This is a genomic window from Sphingobium sp. CFD-1 (assembly GCF_024611115.1).
Taxonomy (GTDB): domain Bacteria; phylum Pseudomonadota; class Alphaproteobacteria; order Sphingomonadales; family Sphingomonadaceae; genus Sphingobium; species Sphingobium baderi_A.
Map to the genome: position 1 here is coordinate 2,875,224 of NZ_CP084398.1, position 21,268 is coordinate 2,896,491.

The window sequence follows — 21,268 nt, forward strand, 5'->3', positions numbered from 1 at the left end:
GCGAAGGACGGCAGGGTGGGACAAGGATATTTGGGTCATGCATATTCTCCTTTGGGGGATGTGGGGACGAGCAGTTCGGTGAGCCGGTAGCCGCCCTGCGGGTCGAGCCCTTCCACGCGGGCGAGGCTGGTGAGGCGCCGGGTCGCGCCGCGCCCGGAAAGAAAGGCGATCAGGTCGATGCCCTCGGCGATGAGCGCACGCGGAACGGTGGCGACCGCCTCCTGCACCAGGCTCTCGATGCGGCTGAGCGCGGCGGCGGAGCCGTTGGCATGCACGGTCGCGATCCCGCCCGGATGGCCGGTGTTCCACGCCTTCAGCATGTCGAGGGCTTCGGGTCCCCTTACTTCGCCGACGATGATGCGATCCGGCCGCAGGCGCAGGGTGGAGCGGACCAGATCGCTCATCGTCACCGAACCGGCGCGCGTGCGCAGCGCCACCGTGTCGGCCGCCGGACTTTGCAGTTCGCGCGTGTCCTCGATCAGGATCAGGCGTTCGTCCCCTGCCCCAATCTCGCCCAGCAAAGCATTGGCGAGCGTCGTCTTCCCCGAACTCGTGCCGCCCGCCACCAGGATGTTGCATCGGTTGCGCACGGCCTGGCGCAACAGACCGGCGGCATGTTCGCTGATGATGTCGTCGCTGACATAATCGGTGAGGCTGTACGGGCGCGAGGCCGGTTTGCGGATCGCAAAGCAGGGACCGGGCGCAACCGGGGGAAGGATTGCTTCGAACCGCTCCCCTGCCCTGCCTTCGACATGCGACGGCAGTTCGGCCGACAGGATCGGCGCGCCGCCATGAACCTCGGCGCGGACATGCGAGGCAACCAGGCGGATGATCCGTTCGACCTCAGCCGACGACAAGACGATGTCGGTATCGACCCTGCCCTCGCCCAACAGGTCGAGGCGCAGGGCGCCGTCGGGATTGACCATGATCTCGATCACGCGCGGATCGCCCAGCGCAGCGGCGATCGCCGGCCCCATAGCCGTGTGCAGCATGGTCTTGCGCCGCTCGATCGCCGTGTCGGCCACCGCCCTGCCGGACATGTCGGGGACGTCGGTCATACGCCCTCCCCTTCGGCATGGCCGGCGGCGATGCTCCGCTTGCCCGTCGCGATCTGGCGCCCCACCTGCGTGATAAAGGCCTCGAACCGCTCGCGCCCCTGCGCCCGCCCGGCCGCGTCACTGTCCGCCAACGGCGGGGTCACCATCAGCTGGTAGCGGATGAACAGCGCCAGGCTTTCGAGCAGGATGTCGATGTCGCGGCGGGCGCCGGCCAGTTCCCCGGAAAGACCGTCCAGCCGCATCCGAAAGGCGGCGTCGATCTCGCTGACGCCGCGATGGTGGATCCATGACCGCAAGGCGTCGTTGACGAGACGGCTCTTGTTGCCGGCGCGGCCTTTGGCCAGAGCCTCCAGCGCGTCACCGATCTCGCGATCGATATAGAGGTTCTGCCGGATCTTGGGCGCGCGTTTCATAGACCCAGCCTCTTTTCCTGATCCGAAGCCACATCCATGGCATGACCGCGCACGACCGGCGCCATCCTCTGCGCCCGCTCCATCGCGCGCTTGTCGGAAACCACATCCTCGTCTTCGGCGATGGTGCGATCCGGTTCGGTTTCCGGTGCGTCCTTGTCCGCTCGGCCGTCAATTTCGAGGCCCGGATGCCGCTGCTGTTCTCTCCCGCCCTCGTCGATGCCGTCAGCGGCGGCATTATCTGCGTCCTTCCCATTTTCGACGGCGCGACATTCGGCCCAGTCATCCGTGCGGTGTTTGGGACAGTCGGCATAGCGCTTGTCACTGAGGACTGGCGGCGGTGCGACGCGTGTCGTGAAATTGGGGTCGCTATAGTAGCGCAGCTTGCGCGCGCGGATCGGCGCCATGCCGGCGACAAGAACCAGCTCCTCCTCGGCCGAAAGCTGCATAACTTCGCCGGGTGTTAGAAGCTGGCGCGCAGTTTCCTGGCGGCTGACCATGACATGGGCCAGCCACGGCGCCAGTCGGTGCCCCGCATAGTTGCGCATGGCGCGCTGTTCGGTTGCCGTTCCCAGCGCGTCGGATATGCGCTTGGCGGTCCGCTCGTCATTGGTCGCAAAGGCAATGCGGACATGGCAATTGTCGAGGATCGCATTATGTTCGCCATAGGCCTTCTCGATCTGGTTGAGGCTCTGCGCGATCAGGAAGGCACGGATGCCGTAACCAGCCATGAAGGCAAGGCTAGTTTCGAAGAAATCCAGGCGGCCAAGCGCGGGAAACTCATCCAGCATCATGAGGAGCTGGTGCCGGCTTGTCGTCCCGGCCTGCTGGTCGAGCCGTTCGGTAAGGCGCCGACCGATCTGGTTGAGGATCAGGCGGATCAGCGGCTTGGTACGGCTGATGTCGGACGGCGGCACCACCAGATAGAGCGAACAGGGCTGCGTGCCCTCCATCAGATCAGCGATCCGCCAGTCGCAGCGCGACGTCACTTGCGCAACGGTTGGGTCGCGATAGAGGCCAAGGAACGACATGGCCGTCGAGAGCACGCCCGAGCGCTCATTCTCGCTCTTGTTCAGCAATTCCCGGGCAGCGGAGGCAACGACCGGATGGACCTGCGGATGCTCCGTCGTTCCCAGATGGTTTGCGGTCATCATCCGATGGAGCGTCGCCGCAAAGCTCTGGCGGGGATCGGAGAGAAAGGTCGCCACATGGGCGAGCGTCTTTTCTTCCTCGGCATAGAGAATATGGAGAATGGCGCCGACCAGCAGGGAATGGCTGGTCTTTTCCCAGTGATTCCGGGTTGTCAGAGCGCCCTCGGGATCGACGAGAATATCGGCGATATTCTGGACGTCCCGGACCTCATCGACGCCGCGGCGGACCTCCAGCAGGGGATTGTAGCGGGCCGAGCGCGCGTCCGTCAGATTAAACAGCAGGCAATGCGAGAAGCGGGCGCGCCAGCCTGCCGTGAGGGTCCAGTTCTCGCCCTTGATGTCGTGAATGACCGCGGCCCCGGTCCAGGACAGCAGGGTCGGCACCACCAGACCAACCCCCTTGCCCGAGCGCGTGGGCGCAAAGGCCATGACGTGCTCAGGCCCCTCATGACGCAGATAATGGTCGCCATGGCGGCCGAGCATGACACCGGCTGGCCGATACAATCCTGCCCGGCGGACGTCCCTGGAACTCGCCCAGCGGGCAGATCCATAGGTCGTCACCTGCCGGGACTGCCGGGCGCGCCATAGCGATCCGAAGATGGCGGCGCCGCAGCCGGCGAACCCACTGGCCGCGGCAAGTGTGCCTGCCTTGTCGAAGACGATCGGCGCATAAGCGTCGAAATGATACCACCAGGCAAAGAGCGACCAGGGGCGATAGACAGGAATGTCGCCGAGCATGAACCAGGCGGGTCCAAGCTGGGGCTGATAAGCTAGCATGACCGCCGCCCATTGGGTGGCGATCCACACGCCTGCAATCACGATGGCCAGCACTATGAGGATCTGGCCGATCAACAATTTGGTCGGGGTCACGGATTTGCTCCCGCCCGCCGGACTGGTCCGGTTCGAGCGGGTTCAAGAATCCGCGAAAGCGCTTCAGAAGGACATGGTGCAGATCGATCCAGATCGGCTCAGTTCGGACGTCATGTACAGCTTTGTGCCGGCATCGCCTGATCGATCAGGCTCCCGCGTCCACCCGAAGCTGTTCGATTCGTTCACATGCCGTTGCTTCGACGGCATCCCGCAACGTGCGGACGGATCGGGCAATTGCCTCCAGATCCTCGACGTTAATGTCATACTGCGCCGAGTAACGCGCCTCGACATAGGCGCGTTTCAACAGTTCGAACTGACGACGCTCAGCCCTTGTTCCCCGTGGCCAAGCGGATATCAGACGCGTCTCAATGTCCTCGGCAAGGGAGCGCAGAAATTTGATATTATGGGAGCGAGGAAAATATAGTGTTCGAACAAGTAGGAAGCAGATGTACAATCGTTCTGTTGCTTGGTGGAAAGAAAATGCAGCATCTTTCCGCCAACCTAAATCTTCAGATCCTTTCACAGCCTGATCATCTGCTGTGATTAACGCACGGTTTGCACTGTCCATCCAGCGTTGATGGTAGGCCAGTGCCATCTCATAAGCGTCTCGAGGCGTCAGCGGCTGCGGTGCCACTAAACTCGATCCCAGCGACTCGTAGAGCGCGATTCCATCGCGAGCGATATCGACCCAGAAATATTCGCCCTTACGCAGCCCCTGATTCACTTCATCGAGCGTATGGACGATGATATTGACCGGACGGCGCACAGCGTCATCGTGCAGGATCTTGTCTTCGGCAACGTACCAATAATCGGCAATGTCGGTGAGGTCGGCATGGCTGACAATGATCAGAAGGTCGAAATCGGACTGGTAGCCATTTTCAAGTTCATCGACCCAATCCGTGCGCGAATAGCTCCCAAAGAGGATGATCTTCAGGATCCGCCCATTGCGCTTCCAGGACTGGCTTGCACGCGAGGTCGCCTCGGCAAATTCGCCAAGGAGAATTTTCTGGACCCGCTCCAACTCGCTGCGCTGGACATCCGGTAGATGGTCAAGATCCGCTTTCATGGCCGGATTCTCGCGGGATTTCCTTCCCTTGGCAAGCCAATCATGGAGCACAGGTGAAAGAGGCCACTTTCGAACGTAGGCGCTGCATTTGCTTGCCAAACCAGCAGTTTTTGATTAATTTTTAATCATAACGATTTGGAGTTATGAGGATGGCAGCGGGAACCCGAGTTTTGACGGCCCATGTGCCGGAGGGGATGGCCGATAAGGTCGATGCCCTGGCCGCTCGCATCGAACGTTCGCGAGGGTGGATCATGAAGCAGGCTCTGGCGGCCTGGATCGACCAGGAGGAAGAGCGGCACAAGATGACGCTGGAGGCCCTGGCGGATGTCGACGCGGGCCGGGTGATCGATCATCAGAGCATTCAGGCTTGGGCTGACAGCCTTTCGACGGGCAGCCCGCTTCCCTCGCCCAGCGCATGAGGATTCAGTGGACCAGCAAGGCGTCGTCTGATCTTTTGCGCCTGCATGAGCATCTGCGGCCGGTCGCACCTGAGGCAGCCGCGCGTATCGTGCAGCAGCTTGCACATGCGCCTGACCGCCTGCTCGACTATCCGCGCCTTGGCGAAAAGCTGGAGGCCTTCGAACCCCGAGAAGTCCGTCGAATCATCGTGGGCCATTATGAAATGCGATACGAGATCGTAAGCGGAACCATCTTCATTCTCCGCCTTTGGCATTGTCGGGAGAACCGGAGCTTCGAAGCAGAGCATTGAGCGACGAAGCCCGAACTGATGGACGAAACGTCGAAGATGATGGTCAGCCAGGCGATGGGACAGTCTCCTCGTAACTGACGACGGATTTTCCAGGGTCAACTGATCGTCGGCCCGCTTCTGCCCCGCCCGAAGGACCAGCTCACGCCATCTTCGCGCATCAGGCCGGACACACTTTGCCCGACACGCCGCTCCAGCACCGGTCGCCAGGGCACGAGCGCAAAATCCCGCGACCGTTCGAGCACCGCAAAGCGCCCGGAGATCAGATCGACCCGGCGCCTGTATATGCCCTCGAGCTTCTCGCCCTCGACGGTCTCGGCAAAGGGCAAGGCCAGTTCGCGCGACAGCTGGCCCGCCACGCGCAAAAGCTCACGTCGCCGCAGGACTGCAAGCAGATCCTTGCGATAGCGGATTTCGCCTTCGCCCTGCTCGGCCAGCCCCTCCTCCACCAGCCATTGCCTCCGGCGCGCCAGCGCATCCGTCATGTCGCGACCAAACCCGGCATTGCGCAACTGGGGAGGATCACCATCGACCAGCGTGCGATCGAGCCAGGTTGCGGCATGGGTGGTCGCGAATTCCGCCGCACCCACGGGCGAGAGCATCTCGATCATGACAGGCTGGATCCTGAGTTGCCGATGCTCGAACGCCGCTACGCGATCGAGATGGTCGGGGGCGATGATCCAGCGCCCATCGCCCGAACGCCCGGCAATATCCCCGGCACGCGCAAGCGCCTCGAGCCTGCGGACATGTGCTTCCACATAGTCCGAACGCGCGCCCGGGTCATGGAGGCGATGCGCTTCGCCATCATAGCGCCCGCCATTGCCAGCCGCGACGGCGGCGATCGTCCGATCGACCTCGCGGACGGCTGCTTCCCTCGGCCTGATGGCGACAACGGCGGCGCCTGGCTGAGGACCGTCCCCCTCGACCTTTGATGGTGGGAGCCAATCGCCGGTTTCGCCCTTGCCGATCGGCACATAATGGGTGCGTCCGTCGATGCCGTCGATCAGCAGAAAATGACGATCCTCCAGTTCGTCGGCAAGCCCGCGCATGAGCACGCGACCGATGAGCGGCGAAGTACCCGCCACGGCCGGATCATAGATCAGCCGGTCGGCGCTCGCCCGCTCCAGCCGCAGCCGCGAAAATTCGCGCTGCATCGTGCGGATAATGTCTCCTCTTTCTCCCATCACCCGCAGCGTCGTTTCAAGATCGGGATCGAGTCGGTATCTGCCAGTGGGCAAAGGCTCGGCCAGCCCCATACGCACAAGATGCCCAAGCCTGCTCGCCTGCAGGTCATGCTCGAGAGGATCGCGGGCAACGGGTTTGACGACATGGCCATCGGCGATGCGGAGCAGCGAACGATCGATCGATGTGAACCTGTCCTGCGTGATTTCCGCGCGGCGCGAGACGAGAATTTCTCGATCACTTCTGGGGCCAAGATCGAGTTCGACGAGTTCCGCCGCACGCTCGCGCAATCCCCTGCCGATATAGTCGCGCGCAATGACGAGATTGTCGCCATTCTCATCGACACCCCGGAGCAGGATATGGCTGTGCGGATGGCCCGTATTGTAATGATCGACCGCGACCCATTCGAGCCGCGTGCCGAGATCCTCTTCCATCTGCGTCATGAGACGGCGAACAAGGGGTTTGAGATCCTCATATCGATCGCCATCCTCCGGCGCGACGATGAAGCGGAACTGATGCCTGTCTCCATTGCCCTTCTCCAGAAAGGCCTTGCCGTCGGCATGGTCCTCCCCGGGACCGTACAGCACGCTGCGTTCGCCCGCCCGGTTGGTCCCGTCCCGCTGAAGATAGCGCAGATGGGCAACCGCCTGATTCCCGCCCTTGCCACCCAGCCTGACAAGCCGCGCCTTGACGATGACACGCCGGCGCCGGAGAAGCGCGTTGCTTCCCCCAACGCTAAGCAGCCGGCCGATGCCGGCGCCGCGCCCATAGCGATGGCCGGAAAAGCCGGCATGTCCCTTCCGTCCTCGCCCTGCCCCCCGCGCCAGATTGGCGGCCGCGACCACCCTGCCGGCATAACGCCGCGTCTTCGGCCCACGCGACGCGCGCTGCCGTCCAAGCCGGGGCGTCAAATCCTCATCATCGGCCATCGCATGGTTCCTGCTCTGGCCCCTCTCCTAGCCAGAGTGTAGCATCTCTTGCGCCATGGGAAGCGGTGCTGCCAGAAAGCGCGGAAATCCGTTCCTTTCAGCAAGATATGGCACTGGATGAGCGTCCATCCCCGAACATGGCACCTTGAAAAATGATGTGCAGACAACAGGTTAGATGGCCCTTGGTGCCAGCACCTTTATCTTGCCTTACGCGCCCCATTCGCTCCCATCACCCTTTTCCCCCTGCCACTATCCCTCGCCCGCTTCCTTTCCACCCCGCAAAAGCCACCGCCGTGTCGAAGGAAAGCCCGAACCGTTCGTCGCTTCATCATACCCAGCCAGTGCCGCTGATACCAATGTTCGATTCGATAAAAATGGGGCGTTTCCTGTCCGGAAACGCTCTGGATCGCAGCGTCAAAGAAGCGCGATTTCACCGCTGCAAAAGCCATCAGGGACAGGTCAAACGGCCAGATGCACAGACGATTTATCAGCATGAATGACCCTGTGGGGCATCGATCCGCCGTGCCCCGTATGAAGCGTGCGTTCCCGCTCAGCCCGCCTCCCATCGTGCCCGCGCGATGCTCTCGCCCGCCGCATCATGTCGCGCAAGAAGGCCTTGCGCCCTGCCCTCGCCATCGACCAAGAGGATTGCGCTGAACCATGCGCCACCCAAGCTGCCGATGATCCCGATCCGGTCGAGCTCTTCCCCGTCATCGCAGCCTTCCCAGCCGCCCAGCCAGCGTTCGGCCTGCCGTGCCTCCCAGAGAAAATCGGCCTCCTCCGCGGCGATCAGTGCAGCCAATTCCCCAGCGATGTTCCTGTCCATCATGCCCATGAGTGCCTCCATCATTCGATCCGTCCTCCTCATCGAGGACAGATCTCCGGGGGCGGGCGGCGGCGTGGCTGTCAGGGCCGCGAAGCGCCGCGTCAGCGGCGGCGGAGGAACCGATTTTGTCGGGCCGCCAACAAACAAAATGCGCGCATTGCGCGCTCCTTCCCCCGGCAAAATTGGAGGCGCCGCCGGCCTTGCACAGCCGCGCCGCCGCCCGCCATGCTGGGCCTTGCCGAGACGAGTCTTTCTGCCCTCACCCTGATGCGCGACTGTCGAACCGGGCGCTCGTCCTCCGCAACGCTGTGTCGGCGGACTGTGGCAATCGCCTCGCGCTAACGCACCTTGAGCCCGAGTTCGCTCAACAATGCGCCAGCCTGCTCGCGCGATATGGTCGCTCCCCGGAAAAGGCTGGCATCGACCAGGCGGAGGCCACCAATATCCGCGCCGCGCAAGTCCGCACCATCGAAACGCGACCCTGCCATGTTGGCGTCGCGCAGGCTGCAATCCTCGAATATCGCCAGCCGGAAATCGCATTTGCGAATATCGGCCTGGGAGAAATCGACCTTCCGCAGCCTGTCATTGCGGAAGGAAAAGCCTGGAAGCCGCGCATTGATGAGGAGCGTTTCCTCGATCCCGATCTCCATGGCGGAAGCGTCGGTAAAGTCCGCGCCGGTCAGTTTGCATCCGATGAACCGCGCGGCATAGAGCTTCGCCCGGCGAAAGGCGGCATTGTTGAAATCGCAGGCGTGAAAACCGGACTCGGCAAGGGCCGCGCCGGTAAAACTCGCGAACGCACCGCGACAGCCATACCAGCCGACACCCTCCAGGGTCGCACCGCTCAGATCGGCGTGACGGAGATTGCAGCGCTCAAAGCGCCAGCCGGTCAGATCGAGCCTGGAGAGGTCAGCTTCTTCAAGATCGCAGTCAACAAGATGGGTGCGCTGCGAGGGAGGCAGCCGCTCGATATCATCGCGCGATACTGTGCGGTCGCGCCATATATGCTCAGGAGAAAAGTCATCCATTTCGTCGTCCTAAGCGCGAAATGGACGGGGTGCCACTGCCGCCACACGTCTTCTGTCGCGTGCGGCGATCCATGCGCCACTCCATCACCCGGCACCAGCAGACCGGTCAAAAAGCCCGGCGCACCGCGAACAGCGGATCAGGATTTTGCACGGCTTCGCTTCCGGCTCCGCTGTTCTGCGGCATCGGCCGTTCCATGCGGTAGAAGAACAGGGACGGAGATATTTCAATCTGAGGGCGTATCGGTGGAACCGCTCCCATGACCCCGAGCGATGCGGTGACAATGGCCATATAGGCGCGTGTTTCCGGGGGCAGAGGCCGACCGCTGGAGAGAAATTGCTGATAGCGCGCCGGACCGGCATGATAGGCGCCGAACAGGCCGGGATAGCCGAAGCGCTGGTTCATGGCGGCCAGATAGGCCGCTCCCGCGATGATATTGTCATGCGGATCATGCGGATTCCGCCCAAGGCCATGAAGCCTTCGCATATCGGCCCAGGTGCCGGGCATCAGCTGCATGAGGCCCATGGCCCCAGCCGAACTGGTGATCGGCCTGCCCTGCCATAGGGTGCGGCCGCCGCTCTCCGCGCGCATGACCGCTTCGACCCATAGCCGGTCGATCCCGAAACGGGTCGATGCCTTGGCTATCTCCCCGGCCCAACCCGCAACGGGATCGGCGTGCAAGGGCGTCGCCCAAGGGATCAGTCCCAAGCCAAGCATCAGCGCCAGGCGCCTTATCGCAGCCATAGCGGGCTCGCCCTGCCGATGATGTCCCCCTCGCCAACCGGCCCGAAATAACGGCCATCGAAGGATGCAGGCACCTTGTCCATGAGCAGGAAATAGCGGCCGGGAAGCAGGCCCTCGCAGCCCTCCCACCAGGGCAGCGTCCGGCCCATGCCGTCGTGCAGGAGGCGCCGCGCGATCAGCTTTCCGTCCAGCGTCACCCTGTCGTCCCGCGCGCAGACAATGTCGCCCGGAACGCCTATGACCCGCTTCACCAGCGGCACATTCATGGGGAGATAATGCCGCCGCGCGGCGAGCAGACGAGCCGCATAGGGCGCGCGCGCCACCACCATGTCGCCGCGCGCGAGCCGGGCGCCGGGCGAGACCAGATAGAGACCGACAGGCGCGCTGGCGGTCGCATTCCAGAGCAGGCGTGGCGGCGGCGGGAAAGCGATGGTCGCGCCGAGCGCGAGGGTTCCCAAACCCAGCCAGACAGCCTGTCGGCGCAGGCGACGCCGCCGCGTGCGCGCCGCGCGCAACGCCTCGCCCCAGGCGCAAAGAGGCAGGTCGCGCGGGCGGTTCATGCGCCTTCTCCCGACTTGCGGGCGGCGGACCAGGCATCGAGATCATCGACATGATAGCGCCAGTTGCCGCCATGCATGCGGCAAAGCGGACCCCGCCCCTGATGGCGAAGGCGCTTCAAGGTATTGGCGGCAATGCCCAGATGAAAGGCCGCCTGCTTGGCTGTCAGATAGGGACAGGTCTCGCGCGCAAGCCGGGCGCGCTCGGCCAATTCCCTGGGATTGGCGGGAGACCGCTCCTTCGCATTGTCTTCCATGGCTGTTTTCCTTGAGCGCCCGGCCCCAAGGCGGGGCTTATGGGCCAGATCGGCTCAACCTGGGCCGATCCGACCTATCCCGGCACGGTCGGAAAATGGGGGGCGCCCTTTTCGACCCCCTGGAAGGCGCCAACCGGTCCCGGCCGCACATGGGGCGGCCAGGACCGGCGGCGGGCGTCAGTCGGCCGGGTTCCAGATGATGGCGAAGGCATCGTCATCATCCTGCCCGGCCGCCCGACCGAGATTGGCGTAAAGCCGTCGGGGACCGAATTCCGGAGCAGCAAGGCTGAGCGAAACATAGTCCTTGCCGGAGGTTTCGCTGGTCCGGATCCAGCCTGCCCCGATCTCGACGCTTGATGCCATGACGCGATAGTCGGGCTGGTTGCTGCCGTTCTTGCGGCTGTTGGGGATGATCTCGATATCGGCACGGATCGAGAGGGTGCGCAGCTGGCCTTTGAAGCCGTTGCCGTTGCGGGTGACATAACCGATTGCAGCCATTTTGCCTTCTCCACTTGCGCGTCCGCGAACCATTTCCGGGCGGCAGCAGGCCAGGATGGCCGGGACGAGAAGGCCTCCTGCACCGCATGGCCGAAGCGGCAGCGAAGGACCGGGCGGCAAGCCTTATTTGGAGCGCAGCGACCGCGAGGAGCCCTACCAAGGGCGGGGAAATAAGGTACAGCCGACCGGTTGCCGGAGGACGGGACCGGCCTAAGAGCCTGCTTTCCAAGGCGCCGGAATGGATCGGGCGGAAGCATGTCCGGGAAGCGATGGCATGAATGGCCTGTCAGCCCGCCCAACGGGCAATGTGGCCGGATGCGCCACGCCACACGCCACTTCGGCACGGCCCAGGTCGCGCAAACGGTATGGACCCGCGCCATTTTCGCAAAGAGGGAGGCGAGGAGCGGCAGGACTGCTGGCCGGAGAGAACGGTCCGGCCCAATAGCCTTCGCGCGGCACGCGCTCCGCTATCCCAATGCTCTTTCGTCAATCCCGGCCGGGCCGCCAAAGCCGCAATGCGCCCATGGTTCACCGGCAGGGAGACTGACGTCACCAAGCAACCGGCGCGTCATCTCATCGTTACGGGTCTGCGCACCATCGGCGGCATGATCCAAGGAATGCGCCCCGACCCAATACGCTCCATGTTGGAAAAGCGGTTTACCCACAAATCCGATATCATAAGCATATGTTCCAACTCAAAAATCTTTCAGAATCAGGTTTCCCGGCACCGTCAATGCGGTTATTCCTGATCCAAGCGAAAGGGGGCTTTCGACATTGGGCCGCGCCTGTTTTGACCGGCAGGGACGGCGGCCATCAACGGAGACATTGGAAAATGCGCCTGATCATCGCCCTCCTCCTGCCCTGGCTGACCTTCTTCACGATCGGCAGGCCGCTTGCGGGCATCGTCTGCTTTCTTCTCCAGATCACGCTGATCGGATGGCTGCCTGCGACGATCTGGGCCGTCTATGCTCTCAGCCAATATAAGACCGACCGCAAAATCGAGCGGGCGCTGGCGCGCAACGCGGGATCGATCCGCTAGGCATTGCCTCGCTTTTAACCGCCTTTCGGGGGCACCGGAAATTCCCGGCATGTTTGGCAACAGGCTGTGCCGACAATAGCTCAGTGTGCACTCCTGACCATCCCGTTGATCACAGGTCCGGTCAGTGGCGACGGATCATCATGCCGCCTTCGTCGCACATGCTACATACGCCCTTGAAGCGTTCAAAGCCGTGGCTTCCGGCCAGTTCATGGCTCGCTTGGCTCGCAAGCGCGACATCGGCCAGTGACCGTTTCTGCGCGATGCAGCCATCGCACACCGCCTCGGACGCCAGGCGGGCGACGAAGCGCGCCACATCGTCCAATATCTTCATTCTCTGCCCCTCATTGCGGCAACCCCATGCGGGACAGCCGTGACAGACGCAAGACGGATATGACAAACCGCGCGCCCAAGCCGGAACGGCGCGGGCGCGCGGCCGATTTTTGTCCCCCGCTCAAGGAACGGGACCGCTGCGCGATCCCGTTCCTCCTGTCGGGCGCTGTGTCAGGCCGCCAGCCGCTGTTCCTCCTGGGGAAGCTGCTGCCCGGCTTCATCCTGCCCATCGGGGTCCGGCAGGGCCGCGCCGCCCTGCGGCGGCACCGGGTCATCCTCCCTGTCCTGTGCCGCGCTCGCGGCAGCGCAGGCCGCTTCATGCGCTCTCACCGTACCGACGCCGCCGCGCACCGTATAAGCGGATGGCGGGAAGGCCATCCAGCGCGGCACCCATCCGGCGCACGCCTGCCGCCCATTTTCCCCGCGCAGATGATCGCCCAATATCCGGCGCTGGGTCCTGGCCTTTTCCTTGGCATTGGCCGCAGCGACACCATCGCCCGCAACATCGGCCAGCAAGGCCCCAAGCAGTTCGCGGTCCCGCAGCAGCTCCAGAAAGGCGTCATCGCCCTCCCACCATTGTCCCATGTCAACGCCCAGCACGAGGCCGACCGTCTCGACGGCAGCGCTGCCGCTGGCGAGAGATTCCCCCATGACGACCGCAACGATATCCATCAGCGCGGCATCGGGAAGGTTGAGCATCCGGTGAAACAGCGTGACAAGGACGGGCGCATCATCGCCGCCGACAAGATGCGGCTCGTCGGGGTCCGCGCCCAGCAGCGCCAGCACCGCACGCCGCCGCTCGCTGAACAGGGCCTCGCCCCGGCTCACCGCCAAACTCTGCGCGACCTCCTTATTGCGCGCCGTCTGCGGTTCGGGCCGGATCGACCAGAGGGACGAGCCTGTGACGGCATGGGCCAGCATCAGCCGTAGCGCCGTGCCGGGCCGGTCGAGCAGCGCCGCGCGCACGGCGGCATGGCGATGCAGGTCGACATAGATATTGAGCGTCGAGGTGAGTTCCGGGCGCACGATCCTGGGCCGCTCGGCTTCACCCTGCCCTGACGCCCCCTGCCGGGCTTCCTTGCGGCTCAAATAGCCCTCATGGATGACCGCCTCCCCATTGGCGCGCAGATCGACATAGACGCGCCCGCCCTTGCGCTTGGGCGCCTTCTCATATTCCCAAGCCGAGAAATGCTCGGTCACAGGCACGATCACCACATCACTCCAGCCAGCATTCAGCCATGCCTCGCGGCGGGTGTCGAGTTCCGCATTTTGCGCGTCCCAGAAGGCGGCGGCATCAGCAAAATAGGCGTCCTCGCCAAACAGGTCCGATATGATGACCAGCCCGCTTCCCTCCGGGGCGAACAGGGCATGGCGCACCGGGATCGAATGGCCGCCGAAAAGCCAAGCCTTCAACTGGTGCCCGACCGGTGCATAAGCCTCCTCGTCATCGAACAAGGCGAGCCATGCGCGCTGCTGGCTTTTCGACGCCAAGGTCAGATGCCGCACCGTCGCACGGTCAATCCCTTCGCGGTCGTAAAGCTGCCGGATACGGGGCAGGAGGTTGCCGAGCGCCAGCACCCGGCGCACCGCGATATCGGGAAGGCCGAAGGTTGCCGCGATATCGGCCACGCCGCGCCCTTCCTTCACCAGCCGGGTGAAGGCCTCCCATTGCGCCACTTCGGCGGGATCGCGGCGTGCGGCATTTTCGATAAGCGAGGCTTCGATGGCATCGGCATCGTCGCCCTCGTCGAGAATGGCGCAGGGCAGCGCCGCGCATTCGGCGTCGGCATCGCCCGCCGCCCGTTTTTCTTGCCAAACGGCGCGGGCCGCATGGAAACGGCGGCTTCCCGCCACAATCTCATATTCGGGCATGCCGCTTTCGCCCGCCCCCGCAACCAACGCGCAGGGCCGCACGATGACGGGCTGGATGACGCCGCGCTTGCGCACGGTCGGCAATATGTCACTTATATCGGGAGCCTTTTTACTCCAGCGCATATTGGCCTTGCTGATGCACAGCCTGTCGAGGGCGATAAATTCAAGTTTCATGGGTCTCACTCCATTTATGCAAATGGCCGGTCCCGCCGCGAACGGATCGTCGCGGTGCATAGGGGACGGGACCGGTCCTTAAATGGGCGGCTGACGGCCGCCCGCGCCTTGCCGCCTCTCAAGGAGGCGGAAGCTCGTCGGTCGGCCGGGCCGTGAGGCTGCGGGCGAGGAAGGTCTGGGCTTGAATGATCGACCCGGCGCGGCGGGCCATGTCGACCCAGACCGAAAGCGGATGCAGCGAGGCAAAGGCAAGATCGCGCTCGATCCGCAGGCCGAAAGGCAGGCGGATGGCCTCGATCTCGCGCAGGGAGAAATATCCCAGTTCCGGGCATCCGAAGCCCAGATCGGCAAGGCCGAACAAAGTGTCGCCATCCTGCGCCAATTCAGTGACGAGCCACGTCGCGGCCCCCAAGGGATTGAAGAATTTAGCGATGGGGCAAGGATCATGCCCCAAGATTTCGGCGCTGGCCCGCGCCTGCGCGCGCAACCGCGCACGCAGTTCATCGGAAAGGAGGATCATGCCGCCCTCCCCTGCATGGTGTCGGCGGCTTGCGCCGGATCATGGGGGACCGGTCCACCCGCCCCTGCTGGGCGGCGCGATGCCGTTCCAGAAGCCAGTCAGCAGCAAGGCTCGCCGCCCGCGCCGCGCGGAAAATGGCCCGATTGTCCTCGCGCAGCACCGCCAGCCACGCGCCGATATAGTCGGAATGGCGCACGGTCGGCACGATCCCTAGCGACGCGCAAAGGAAGGCCGATCCCATTTCCGCGATCAATTCCTCACGGGCATAGCCCGGCGTCCCGAATCCGTTCGTGAGGTCGCGCGCCAGCCGCGAGCCATGGCCGGTCGCATGGGTCAGTTCATGCAGGCAGGTCCGGTAATAGTTGATCTGCTCGAAAAAGGCGGGTTGCGGCGGCACCTGCACCACATCGAGCGAAGGCATATAATAGGCCTTATCACCGCCGACGCGGAAATCGACACCGCTCGCCGCGATGACTTCCTCTGCTACCGGGACAATTTCTCGTTCGGGCAGCGGCACAGGATCGGCAATGATTTGGCCTTCCAGCCCCTCGCATTGCGCGATATTGAAGACCGTGAAGCGCTTGAGGAACGGAACCGCCCGCGCTTCTTCTCCGCTTTCCCGTGCGCGCGCCTTTTCCGCTTCGGGAATGAAGCGGTCGGCATAGACCAGCATGCAACCATGTTCGCCTTTGCGGACATTCCCGCCAGCCTGTATGGCCTGCCGGAAGGTCAGCCAGTTCTGGCTGGGATAGCCCTTGGCGATCAGCTCGCCCCAGAGCAGAAGAATGTTGATGCCGGAATAGTCCCGGCCTGACAGCGCGTTGCGGGGAAGTGCCGGGCAGGCGCCGGTGCCTTCACCCGCCTTGACCCAAGGCTGGACCCAAGGCAGCCGCCCGGCCTCCAGTTGCGATATGATGCGGGCGGTAACCTGCTCATAGATATCGGGCGCCTCGCTGTCGCGTGCGCCATGCGTCCGCTCGCCCGACGATTTGCCGTTTGAATGTGCGTGGTTCCGGCGCCGGTCATGGGCGCGGGATGAAGAAGGGGACGTCATGCTTAGCCTCCAAACACCACCCCAAAACACCAAAATGGTCCCCCGCAGGGCGGGGGTGGGCGGCAAGGAGCACAGCAAGGCACGCGGCCAAGCGCCGAGCGCACCCGCAAGGGCCGCAGCGAAGCGGAGGAATGGCGGCCTGCCGCCATTTGCGGGAGGTGCACGCGGGCCTAGCAGGGCGACAAAGCCCATCCCCGCCTGAAGGGATGGACCATAATCGGCAACGCCGCGGCGCCCTGCGCCGCGTCCATATCGGGACGGCACAGCCGGCCCAACCGCGAGCGATCGAAACCGCATGGCCGGGACCCGCCCGGCGGGGCTCGGCGGCGAGGCCCCAATGGCCGAGCCGTGAGAGCGCGGTCGCGCCGCCCAAGCGGCGCGAGGCGGCCTCCTTATATCTCGTTCAAATGCGACAGTTTCAAAATCCGCGAAAGCTCTTAAACCCTGTGGCCATGGTCGACATTAAGGCCAGGTCCGGCAAATGCCCCTTATGGCCGCCCGAGATTCGAATCAGCGACCCGATGTTCGAACTTCGCGCATCCGATCCCGACTCGATCGACCACCTTCCCCGCCGGAGCGACAAGCACACAGACCAGCACATCCATGCATCCCAGACACACCAGCAACCTGCTCGACAGGTCACACCAAGCTTGAGAATACCCGGTCGGCGCGGATGCGCGAAGCTGGTCGCCCGGGTTGAGGAGCTTGCCCTCCTTTGAGTTCTTATTTCGATCGTATGAGGAGCCGATATCCTCCTTCCGCCATGGCGCGGGCGGATTTCACCATCCGCCTCACCCTCTGCCGCACATGGTCCGACCGCCCCTCCCAACCGATTTCGACCGCTTGCGCCCCGAAGAGGGCCTCGCCTATTTCATGATGGCTCGCCCCTGCTGCACGGGCATCGTGGACACGCAGCAGCGCAAGACCCCGCCCGATCGCTGGGTCGATGGGATAGAGTGGCGCGCGAAAACGGCCGGTCCGCACCAGATCGAGGAAGCGCTCCAGGGTCCTCAAACGCCTGGCGGCGGTTTTCGCGCCCCACATCTCATAGCGCAACATGATCGCGCCCTCGGACCGGATGAGGCTGCCGTCCGTGATGTCGAGCCGCAAATGCCGGCGACCGTCGGTCAGCGCCACATATTCCCGCCCCATGACGTCAGTGACGACGCGCAGCCATGGCGCCAGGCGCGCAACATCGATACCCTCTTCCGCCGAAACAGCACCCGTTGCGACCGAAACAGGCAGGGTCGCGGGATCGAAATCGGCGCGCCAGATGAGCCGCGCCTCCGGGGCCCGGAGGTCGGGATGCTCAGCGAAAGTGCAGCCCCCAGCGTGCGGGATCGGCCAAGCCGCGAGTCATCCTGCTCGCCTGCGCATACCAGGCGACATAGGCCGGATCACGGCGCAGCCATTCCCACATGAGACCTGCGCGATCGATCCCGTGCAAGGCGGTATAGGGTCCAGGATCCCGCCAATTTTCAGGCGCAGGATCGATCGCGCCGCCTGTCACCGCCCGCCTTCATCCCGAACGGTTAAACTCCAGGCCATCTGTTTGCCCGGTTTTTCCAACGCTCTGTTGCATGGAAGCAGATAAAAGCCCAATCGCGCGAAATCTTGATATGAGAATTTCATGATAAAACTCGTCGACCAGCGGCGTGAGGCCCGCTCGTCGGCAACAGCCAAGGGGAAAGGACGGCTGCGGGACGCGCGGCAGCTTGAGATGCCGCCTGCGGCCGGAACGCGTGCGCATGAGCATGCATCATGAAGCGATGCATTTCCTCCAATGCATCAACCAGGTTCGGACGCGCGATGACATGGCAGCGGTCATGCGCCTGATTGCGGAGCAGCTGGGCTTTCAATATTTTGCCCTGACCCAGCATATCGATGTGATTGCCGTCGGCGCCGGCGCGATCCATATCCACAATTATCCGGACCGCTGGGCCGAATTCTATGCGGAAAACGCACTGGGCGTCACCGATCCGGTCCATCGGGCCTGCCACATGACCAGTTGGGGCTTCCGCTGGACGCAGATGTCCGCGCTCATTCCGCTGACGACCGGGGACCGCAAGCATCTCGCGCGCGGGAACCAGGCGGGCATCGGCGACGGCTTCACCATTCCCTCCAATATCGGTGGCCAGCCGCCCGGATCCTGCACCTTCGCCAATGCGACCGACCGCCCGCTGCGCGAGGACAAGCTCCTCATGGCGCAGCTGCTTGGCAATTATGCGTTCGATACGGCCCGGCAGATCTGGTCGATACCCAGACATGCCATAACTGCACCGCTCATCACCGACCGGCAGCGTGACTGCGTGCAGTGGGCGGCGCGGGGCAAGAGCGACTGGGAAACCAGCCAGATCCTGGGCATCAGCAAGGAGACCGTGACGAGCCATATCAAGGAAGCCTGTGCACGCTACCAGGTCAACAAGCGGATATTGCTCGTCGGCCGGACGCTGGGTGACGGAACCCTGACGATCAGCGACATCGGCGGCTGGCGCCATCCCCATTTCTGGGAATAGCGGCGACTCGACCCTTCGAACCAACCCTTGATCGCCCACGACCAAGGGAGTTTGCCCCATGTTGCACATTGTGAAAGAACCGTTCCGGCCCGTGCCGGACGCCGTGCTGCGCGCCATGTTCGCTGCGCGCAAATCCGTGTTCGTCGACCTTCTCAAGTGGAAGATCCCAGTTCTCGACGGTCGGTTCGAGGTCGACCAGTTTGACGACGAACATGCCCGCTACATCATCTTGTCCGAGCCCGATGGCACCCATCTCGCCTCAGCGCGGTTGCTGCCAACCCTGCGCCCCCATATTCTCGACAGCTTCTATGCTTGTCTGTGCGACACGGCCCTGCCGCGCGGCGATGATATTTTCGAGATCACGCGCTTCTGCCTCGGCCGGAATCTGCGGGCGCCCGAGCGGCGGGTGGTCCGCAACCGCCTGGTGACGGCCATAGCCGAACATGCGCTCGCAAACCGCATCCGCCGCTATGTCGCGATCGCCGAAATGAACTGGTTCCAGCAGATCCTGGCCTTTGGCTGGCAATGCAGACCGCTGGGCGTGCCGCGATGGCATGATGGTTCGCTGCTGGTCGCGCTCGAGATCGAGATCGGCGCCGACACGCTCGACCGGCTCGCTGAAGCCGGCATCTATGACCAGGCGCCGATGGCGGCCTGAAACGGGAGGAGCGATCATGACCGCAACCCCAACGACCAACGCTTCGCCCCTGCTTGCGCAATTGTTCGAGCAGGGATGGTGCCTCATTCCGGATGCCTTGCCCGAGGGCGTCATTACAGCGCTCGACGCCGATCTGGCGCCGGCCTTTGCCGCCACCCCCTTCTGCCAGGGGCCATTTTACGGCGAGACGACCAAAAGATTCGGGCGGCTGCTGACGCGGTCGCCCCATACGGAGGCGCTTGTCCGGCATCCGCTCGTCACGCACATCGCCACGCAGATCCTTGAGCCCTGGTGCGACTGCATCCAGCTCAATGTCGGCCAGGCCATCGCCATCCACCCGGGCGCGCCGGCGCAGGCGCCGCACCGAGACCAGGATATGTGGGCAGCGCCGAAGGGCGAAATCGAATATCTGGTCAACATCGTCTGGCCGCTCACCCCCTTTACCGCGGATAATGGCGCGACACGCATATGGCCGCGCAGCCATGGCGCCCAGGCGCTTGAAGTGGAACCGCCCGAGCCTCCGATCCCCGCCGCAATGGACCCTGGGTCTGCCCTTATCCTGCTCGGCTCGACCCTCCATGGCGCGGGCGCGAACAGGACTGACACGATCAGGCGAGGCATTGTCACCGGCTATTCGCTAGGATGGCTCAAACCCTATGAGAATCTGTGGCTTGCCTATCCGCCCGATGTCGCCCGCCGATTCTCACCGGAACTCGCCGCGCTTGCCGGCTATCGCCAGCACCGGCCAAATCTCGGCAATTTCGAGGGGCAGTGCCCATCGGTCCTGCTCACCGGTGAACCGGATCGCGCGCGCGCCGCGATCGACGCGTTGCGGCCCGATCAGGAAGCAATGGTGTCGGCCTTTGCGGCACAGCAGAGGTGAACGACGATGAGCGCCGGTCCCACCTCCGAGCGAGTCCAGCAGAGCCTGAAGCGGCTGATCATGGAACGCGGCTATCGCCCCGGATCCCGTCTCGATCCTGCGGAACTGGCCGCGATCCTGGCTTCTAGCACGACGCCGGTCCGGGAGGCGCTCAACCATCTGGCCGGCGAAGGCCTCGTTGAAGCGCGGAGCGGCGGCGGTTTCCTCGTTCCCCTGATCGACGAGCCGGGCCTCAAGGATCTCTATGCCTGGTCGAGCGACATCATCCAGCTCGCCCTGCGCAGCGCCCGGCGCTCCGTGCTGCAATCGATCGAGTTCGACCCGGACTCGGCATCAACCGCTGAACAGGCAGCGCAGCTCCTCCACCGCATCGCCAGTGCCTCCAATAATCGCGAACATGGCGAAGCGATGGAACGGACCAACGCGCGCCTGCACGTTGCACGGATCGGGGAGGAGGACATGCTGGGCGGCATTGACGAGGAACTCTATGCGCTGGCGCACGGCGCGCGTGCAGGCGACATCAAGCTGCTGCGCCGGACTTCATCGACCTATCATCTTCGCCGCCAGCGCGCCGCGGCCAAACTGCTCCGGGGCGTCTATCGGGACGACTGACGCCCGCGACACGCTCCGACCCAACATATTGACTGTCAACGTCTATTTTCCTCCGCCGTCCCATATATTCGCGATATCAAATCCGTATAAGTTTCGGATAAGGCCTCGCGCTTCCTACGCTTCTGGGTGCTGCAATTCCCGCAGCGAAGCCAAGGAGTGACTATCATGGAACGCGACAATGACGTGATCGAACTCGGCACGATCAGCGTGGAAACAAAGGGTCCCGGCGGCCTTACCGGCGATGTCGGCCTCAATGAAATCCAGGCCGGTCTTTCCGACGACTGAAGGGGTGGCGCGCAGCTTCATGGCTGCGCGCCATCGTCCTGTTCG

Annotated in this window: 26 protein-coding genes; 9 read left to right on the top strand and 17 right to left on the bottom strand. The window is 63.7% G+C overall.

From position 1 onward, the window contains the following. Nucleotides 1-35 precede the first annotated feature (35 nt). The 4 genes from trbB to LDB26_RS14535 all read right to left on the bottom strand — a co-directional run bounded on the left by trbB (nt 36) and on the right by LDB26_RS14535 (nt 4,555). Nucleotides 36-1,058, bottom strand: a complete 1,023-nt coding sequence (gene trbB / locus LDB26_RS14520; RefSeq protein ID WP_257538943.1) for a P-type conjugative transfer ATPase TrbB — start codon at nt 1,056-1,058, stop codon at nt 36-38. Beyond that, nucleotides 1,055-1,471, bottom strand: a complete 417-nt coding sequence (locus LDB26_RS14525) for a CopG family transcriptional regulator (RefSeq protein ID WP_257538945.1) — start codon at nt 1,469-1,471, stop codon at nt 1,055-1,057. The genes trbB and LDB26_RS14525 overlap by 4 nt, the downstream gene beginning before the upstream one ends. Further along, complete coding sequence (locus LDB26_RS14530) at nt 1,468-3,489, bottom strand: conjugal transfer protein TraG (RefSeq protein WP_257538959.1); 2,022 nt, start codon at nt 3,487-3,489, stop codon at nt 1,468-1,470. Before LDB26_RS14530 ends, LDB26_RS14525 begins: the two co-directional genes overlap by 4 nt. Nucleotides 3,490-3,634: 145 nt before the next feature. Then, nucleotides 3,635-4,555 (bottom strand): HEPN domain-containing protein, encoded by a 921-nt coding sequence (locus LDB26_RS14535; RefSeq protein ID WP_257538960.1) that lies wholly within the window; start codon nt 4,553-4,555, stop codon nt 3,635-3,637. A 149-nt stretch (nt 4,556-4,704) separates the two neighbouring features. Between LDB26_RS14535 and LDB26_RS14540 the strand changes: the two genes are divergently transcribed. Together LDB26_RS14540 and LDB26_RS14545 are read left to right on the top strand one after the other, a co-directional pair. After that, nucleotides 4,705-4,974 carry a CopG family ribbon-helix-helix protein gene (locus LDB26_RS14540; protein WP_257538961.1) on the top strand — a complete coding sequence of 90 codons (270 nt, stop codon included), beginning with the start codon at nt 4,705-4,707 and terminating at the stop codon, nt 4,972-4,974. Beyond that, a complete protein-coding gene (locus LDB26_RS14545; protein ID WP_257538963.1) occupies nt 4,971-5,264 on the top strand; it encodes a type II toxin-antitoxin system RelE/ParE family toxin in 294 nt (97 codons plus the stop codon). Before LDB26_RS14540 ends, LDB26_RS14545 begins: the two co-directional genes overlap by 4 nt. A gap of 95 nt (nt 5,265-5,359) precedes the next feature. Here the strand turns inward: LDB26_RS14545 and rlxS are convergent, their stop codons facing one another. Further along, nucleotides 5,360-7,372 carry a relaxase/mobilization nuclease RlxS gene (gene rlxS, locus LDB26_RS14550; RefSeq protein WP_257538965.1) on the bottom strand — a complete coding sequence of 671 codons (2,013 nt, stop codon included), beginning with the start codon at nt 7,370-7,372 and terminating at the stop codon, nt 5,360-5,362. A 293-nt stretch (nt 7,373-7,665) separates the two neighbouring features. On the opposite strand from rlxS, the gene LDB26_RS14555 reads away from it, so the two are divergent. Continuing rightward, a complete protein-coding gene (locus LDB26_RS14555) occupies nt 7,666-7,872 on the top strand; it encodes a hypothetical protein (RefSeq protein WP_257538966.1) in 207 nt (68 codons plus the stop codon). A gap of 50 nt (nt 7,873-7,922) precedes the next feature. On the opposite strand, the gene LDB26_RS14560 is transcribed toward LDB26_RS14555, so the two are convergent. The 6 genes from LDB26_RS14560 to LDB26_RS14585 all read right to left on the bottom strand — a co-directional run bounded on the left by LDB26_RS14560 (nt 7,923) and on the right by LDB26_RS14585 (nt 11,280). Next, nucleotides 7,923-8,222 carry a hypothetical protein gene (locus tag LDB26_RS14560; RefSeq protein WP_257538967.1) on the bottom strand — a complete coding sequence of 100 codons (300 nt, stop codon included), beginning with the start codon at nt 8,220-8,222 and terminating at the stop codon, nt 7,923-7,925. A gap of 314 nt (nt 8,223-8,536) precedes the next feature. After that, nucleotides 8,537-9,226, bottom strand: a complete 690-nt coding sequence (locus LDB26_RS14565) for a pentapeptide repeat-containing protein (RefSeq protein ID WP_257538968.1) — start codon at nt 9,224-9,226, stop codon at nt 8,537-8,539. A gap of 106 nt (nt 9,227-9,332) precedes the next feature. Continuing rightward, nucleotides 9,333-9,968 (bottom strand): lytic transglycosylase domain-containing protein, encoded by a 636-nt coding sequence (locus LDB26_RS14570; protein WP_257538969.1) that lies wholly within the window; start codon nt 9,966-9,968, stop codon nt 9,333-9,335. Further along, nucleotides 9,956-10,528, bottom strand: a complete 573-nt coding sequence (gene lepB, locus LDB26_RS14575) for a signal peptidase I (protein ID WP_257538970.1) — start codon at nt 10,526-10,528, stop codon at nt 9,956-9,958. Before lepB ends, LDB26_RS14570 begins: the two co-directional genes overlap by 13 nt. Beyond that, nucleotides 10,525-10,782, bottom strand: a complete 258-nt coding sequence (locus LDB26_RS14580) for a helix-turn-helix domain-containing protein (RefSeq protein ID WP_257538971.1) — start codon at nt 10,780-10,782, stop codon at nt 10,525-10,527. The genes lepB and LDB26_RS14580 overlap by 4 nt, the downstream gene beginning before the upstream one ends. 177 nt (nt 10,783-10,959) lie before the next feature. Next, nucleotides 10,960-11,280: a DUF736 domain-containing protein gene (locus tag LDB26_RS14585; RefSeq protein WP_257538972.1), complete on the bottom strand. Its 321-nt coding sequence runs from the start codon at nt 11,278-11,280 to the stop codon at nt 10,960-10,962. Between the two features lie 832 nt (nt 11,281-12,112). Here LDB26_RS14585 and LDB26_RS14590 point away from each other — a divergent pair. Next, on the top strand, nt 12,113-12,319 hold the full coding sequence (locus tag LDB26_RS14590) for a YqaE/Pmp3 family membrane protein (protein WP_257538973.1): 207 nt from the start codon (nt 12,113-12,115) through the stop codon (nt 12,317-12,319). 121 nt (nt 12,320-12,440) lie between these two features. Here the strand turns inward: LDB26_RS14590 and LDB26_RS14595 are convergent, their stop codons facing one another. The 6 genes from LDB26_RS14595 to LDB26_RS21675 all read right to left on the bottom strand — a co-directional run bounded on the left by LDB26_RS14595 (nt 12,441) and on the right by LDB26_RS21675 (nt 17,779). Next, complete coding sequence (locus LDB26_RS14595) at nt 12,441-12,650, bottom strand: hypothetical protein (protein ID WP_257538974.1); 210 nt, start codon at nt 12,648-12,650, stop codon at nt 12,441-12,443. Nucleotides 12,651-12,820: 170 nt separating this feature from the next. Then, complete coding sequence (locus tag LDB26_RS14600) at nt 12,821-14,695, bottom strand: ParB/RepB/Spo0J family partition protein (protein WP_257538975.1); 1,875 nt, start codon at nt 14,693-14,695, stop codon at nt 12,821-12,823. A 118-nt stretch (nt 14,696-14,813) separates the two neighbouring features. Further along, complete coding sequence (locus LDB26_RS14605; RefSeq protein WP_257538977.1) at nt 14,814-15,215, bottom strand: DUF2958 domain-containing protein; 402 nt, start codon at nt 15,213-15,215, stop codon at nt 14,814-14,816. Further along, complete coding sequence (locus LDB26_RS14610) at nt 15,196-16,269, bottom strand: ArdC family protein (protein ID WP_257538979.1); 1,074 nt, start codon at nt 16,267-16,269, stop codon at nt 15,196-15,198. Before LDB26_RS14610 ends, LDB26_RS14605 begins: the two co-directional genes overlap by 20 nt. A gap of 723 nt (nt 16,270-16,992) precedes the next feature. Then, the gene (locus LDB26_RS14615) at nt 16,993-17,406 is read right to left on the bottom strand and encodes a DUF2285 domain-containing protein (protein ID WP_257538980.1); all 414 of its coding nucleotides are present in this window, start codon (nt 17,404-17,406) and stop codon (nt 16,993-16,995) included. A gap of 172 nt (nt 17,407-17,578) precedes the next feature. Next, on the bottom strand, nt 17,579-17,779 hold the full coding sequence (locus LDB26_RS21675) for a transcriptional regulator domain-containing protein (protein WP_373886117.1): 201 nt from the start codon (nt 17,777-17,779) through the stop codon (nt 17,579-17,581). 238 nt (nt 17,780-18,017) lie between these two features. Between LDB26_RS21675 and LDB26_RS14620 the strand changes: the two genes are divergently transcribed. From LDB26_RS14620 to LDB26_RS14640, 5 genes are all read left to right on the top strand, one after another. Beyond that, on the top strand, nt 18,018-18,785 hold the full coding sequence (locus tag LDB26_RS14620) for a LuxR family transcriptional regulator (protein WP_257538981.1): 768 nt from the start codon (nt 18,018-18,020) through the stop codon (nt 18,783-18,785). 58 nt (nt 18,786-18,843) lie between these two features. Further along, a complete protein-coding gene (locus LDB26_RS14625; RefSeq protein ID WP_257538982.1) occupies nt 18,844-19,443 on the top strand; it encodes an acyl-homoserine-lactone synthase in 600 nt (199 codons plus the stop codon). Between the two features lie 16 nt (nt 19,444-19,459). Beyond that, nucleotides 19,460-20,326, top strand: a complete 867-nt coding sequence (locus tag LDB26_RS14630) for a phytanoyl-CoA dioxygenase family protein (RefSeq protein ID WP_257538983.1) — start codon at nt 19,460-19,462, stop codon at nt 20,324-20,326. Between the two features lie 6 nt (nt 20,327-20,332). Further along, entirely contained in the window at nt 20,333-20,938 is a 606-nt protein-coding gene (locus LDB26_RS14635) for a GntR family transcriptional regulator (protein ID WP_257538984.1), read from the top strand. Between the two features lie 165 nt (nt 20,939-21,103). Further along, nucleotides 21,104-21,223: a benenodin family lasso peptide gene (locus LDB26_RS14640; protein WP_257538985.1), complete on the top strand. Its 120-nt coding sequence runs from the start codon at nt 21,104-21,106 to the stop codon at nt 21,221-21,223. Nucleotides 21,224-21,268: the final 45 nt, after the last annotated feature.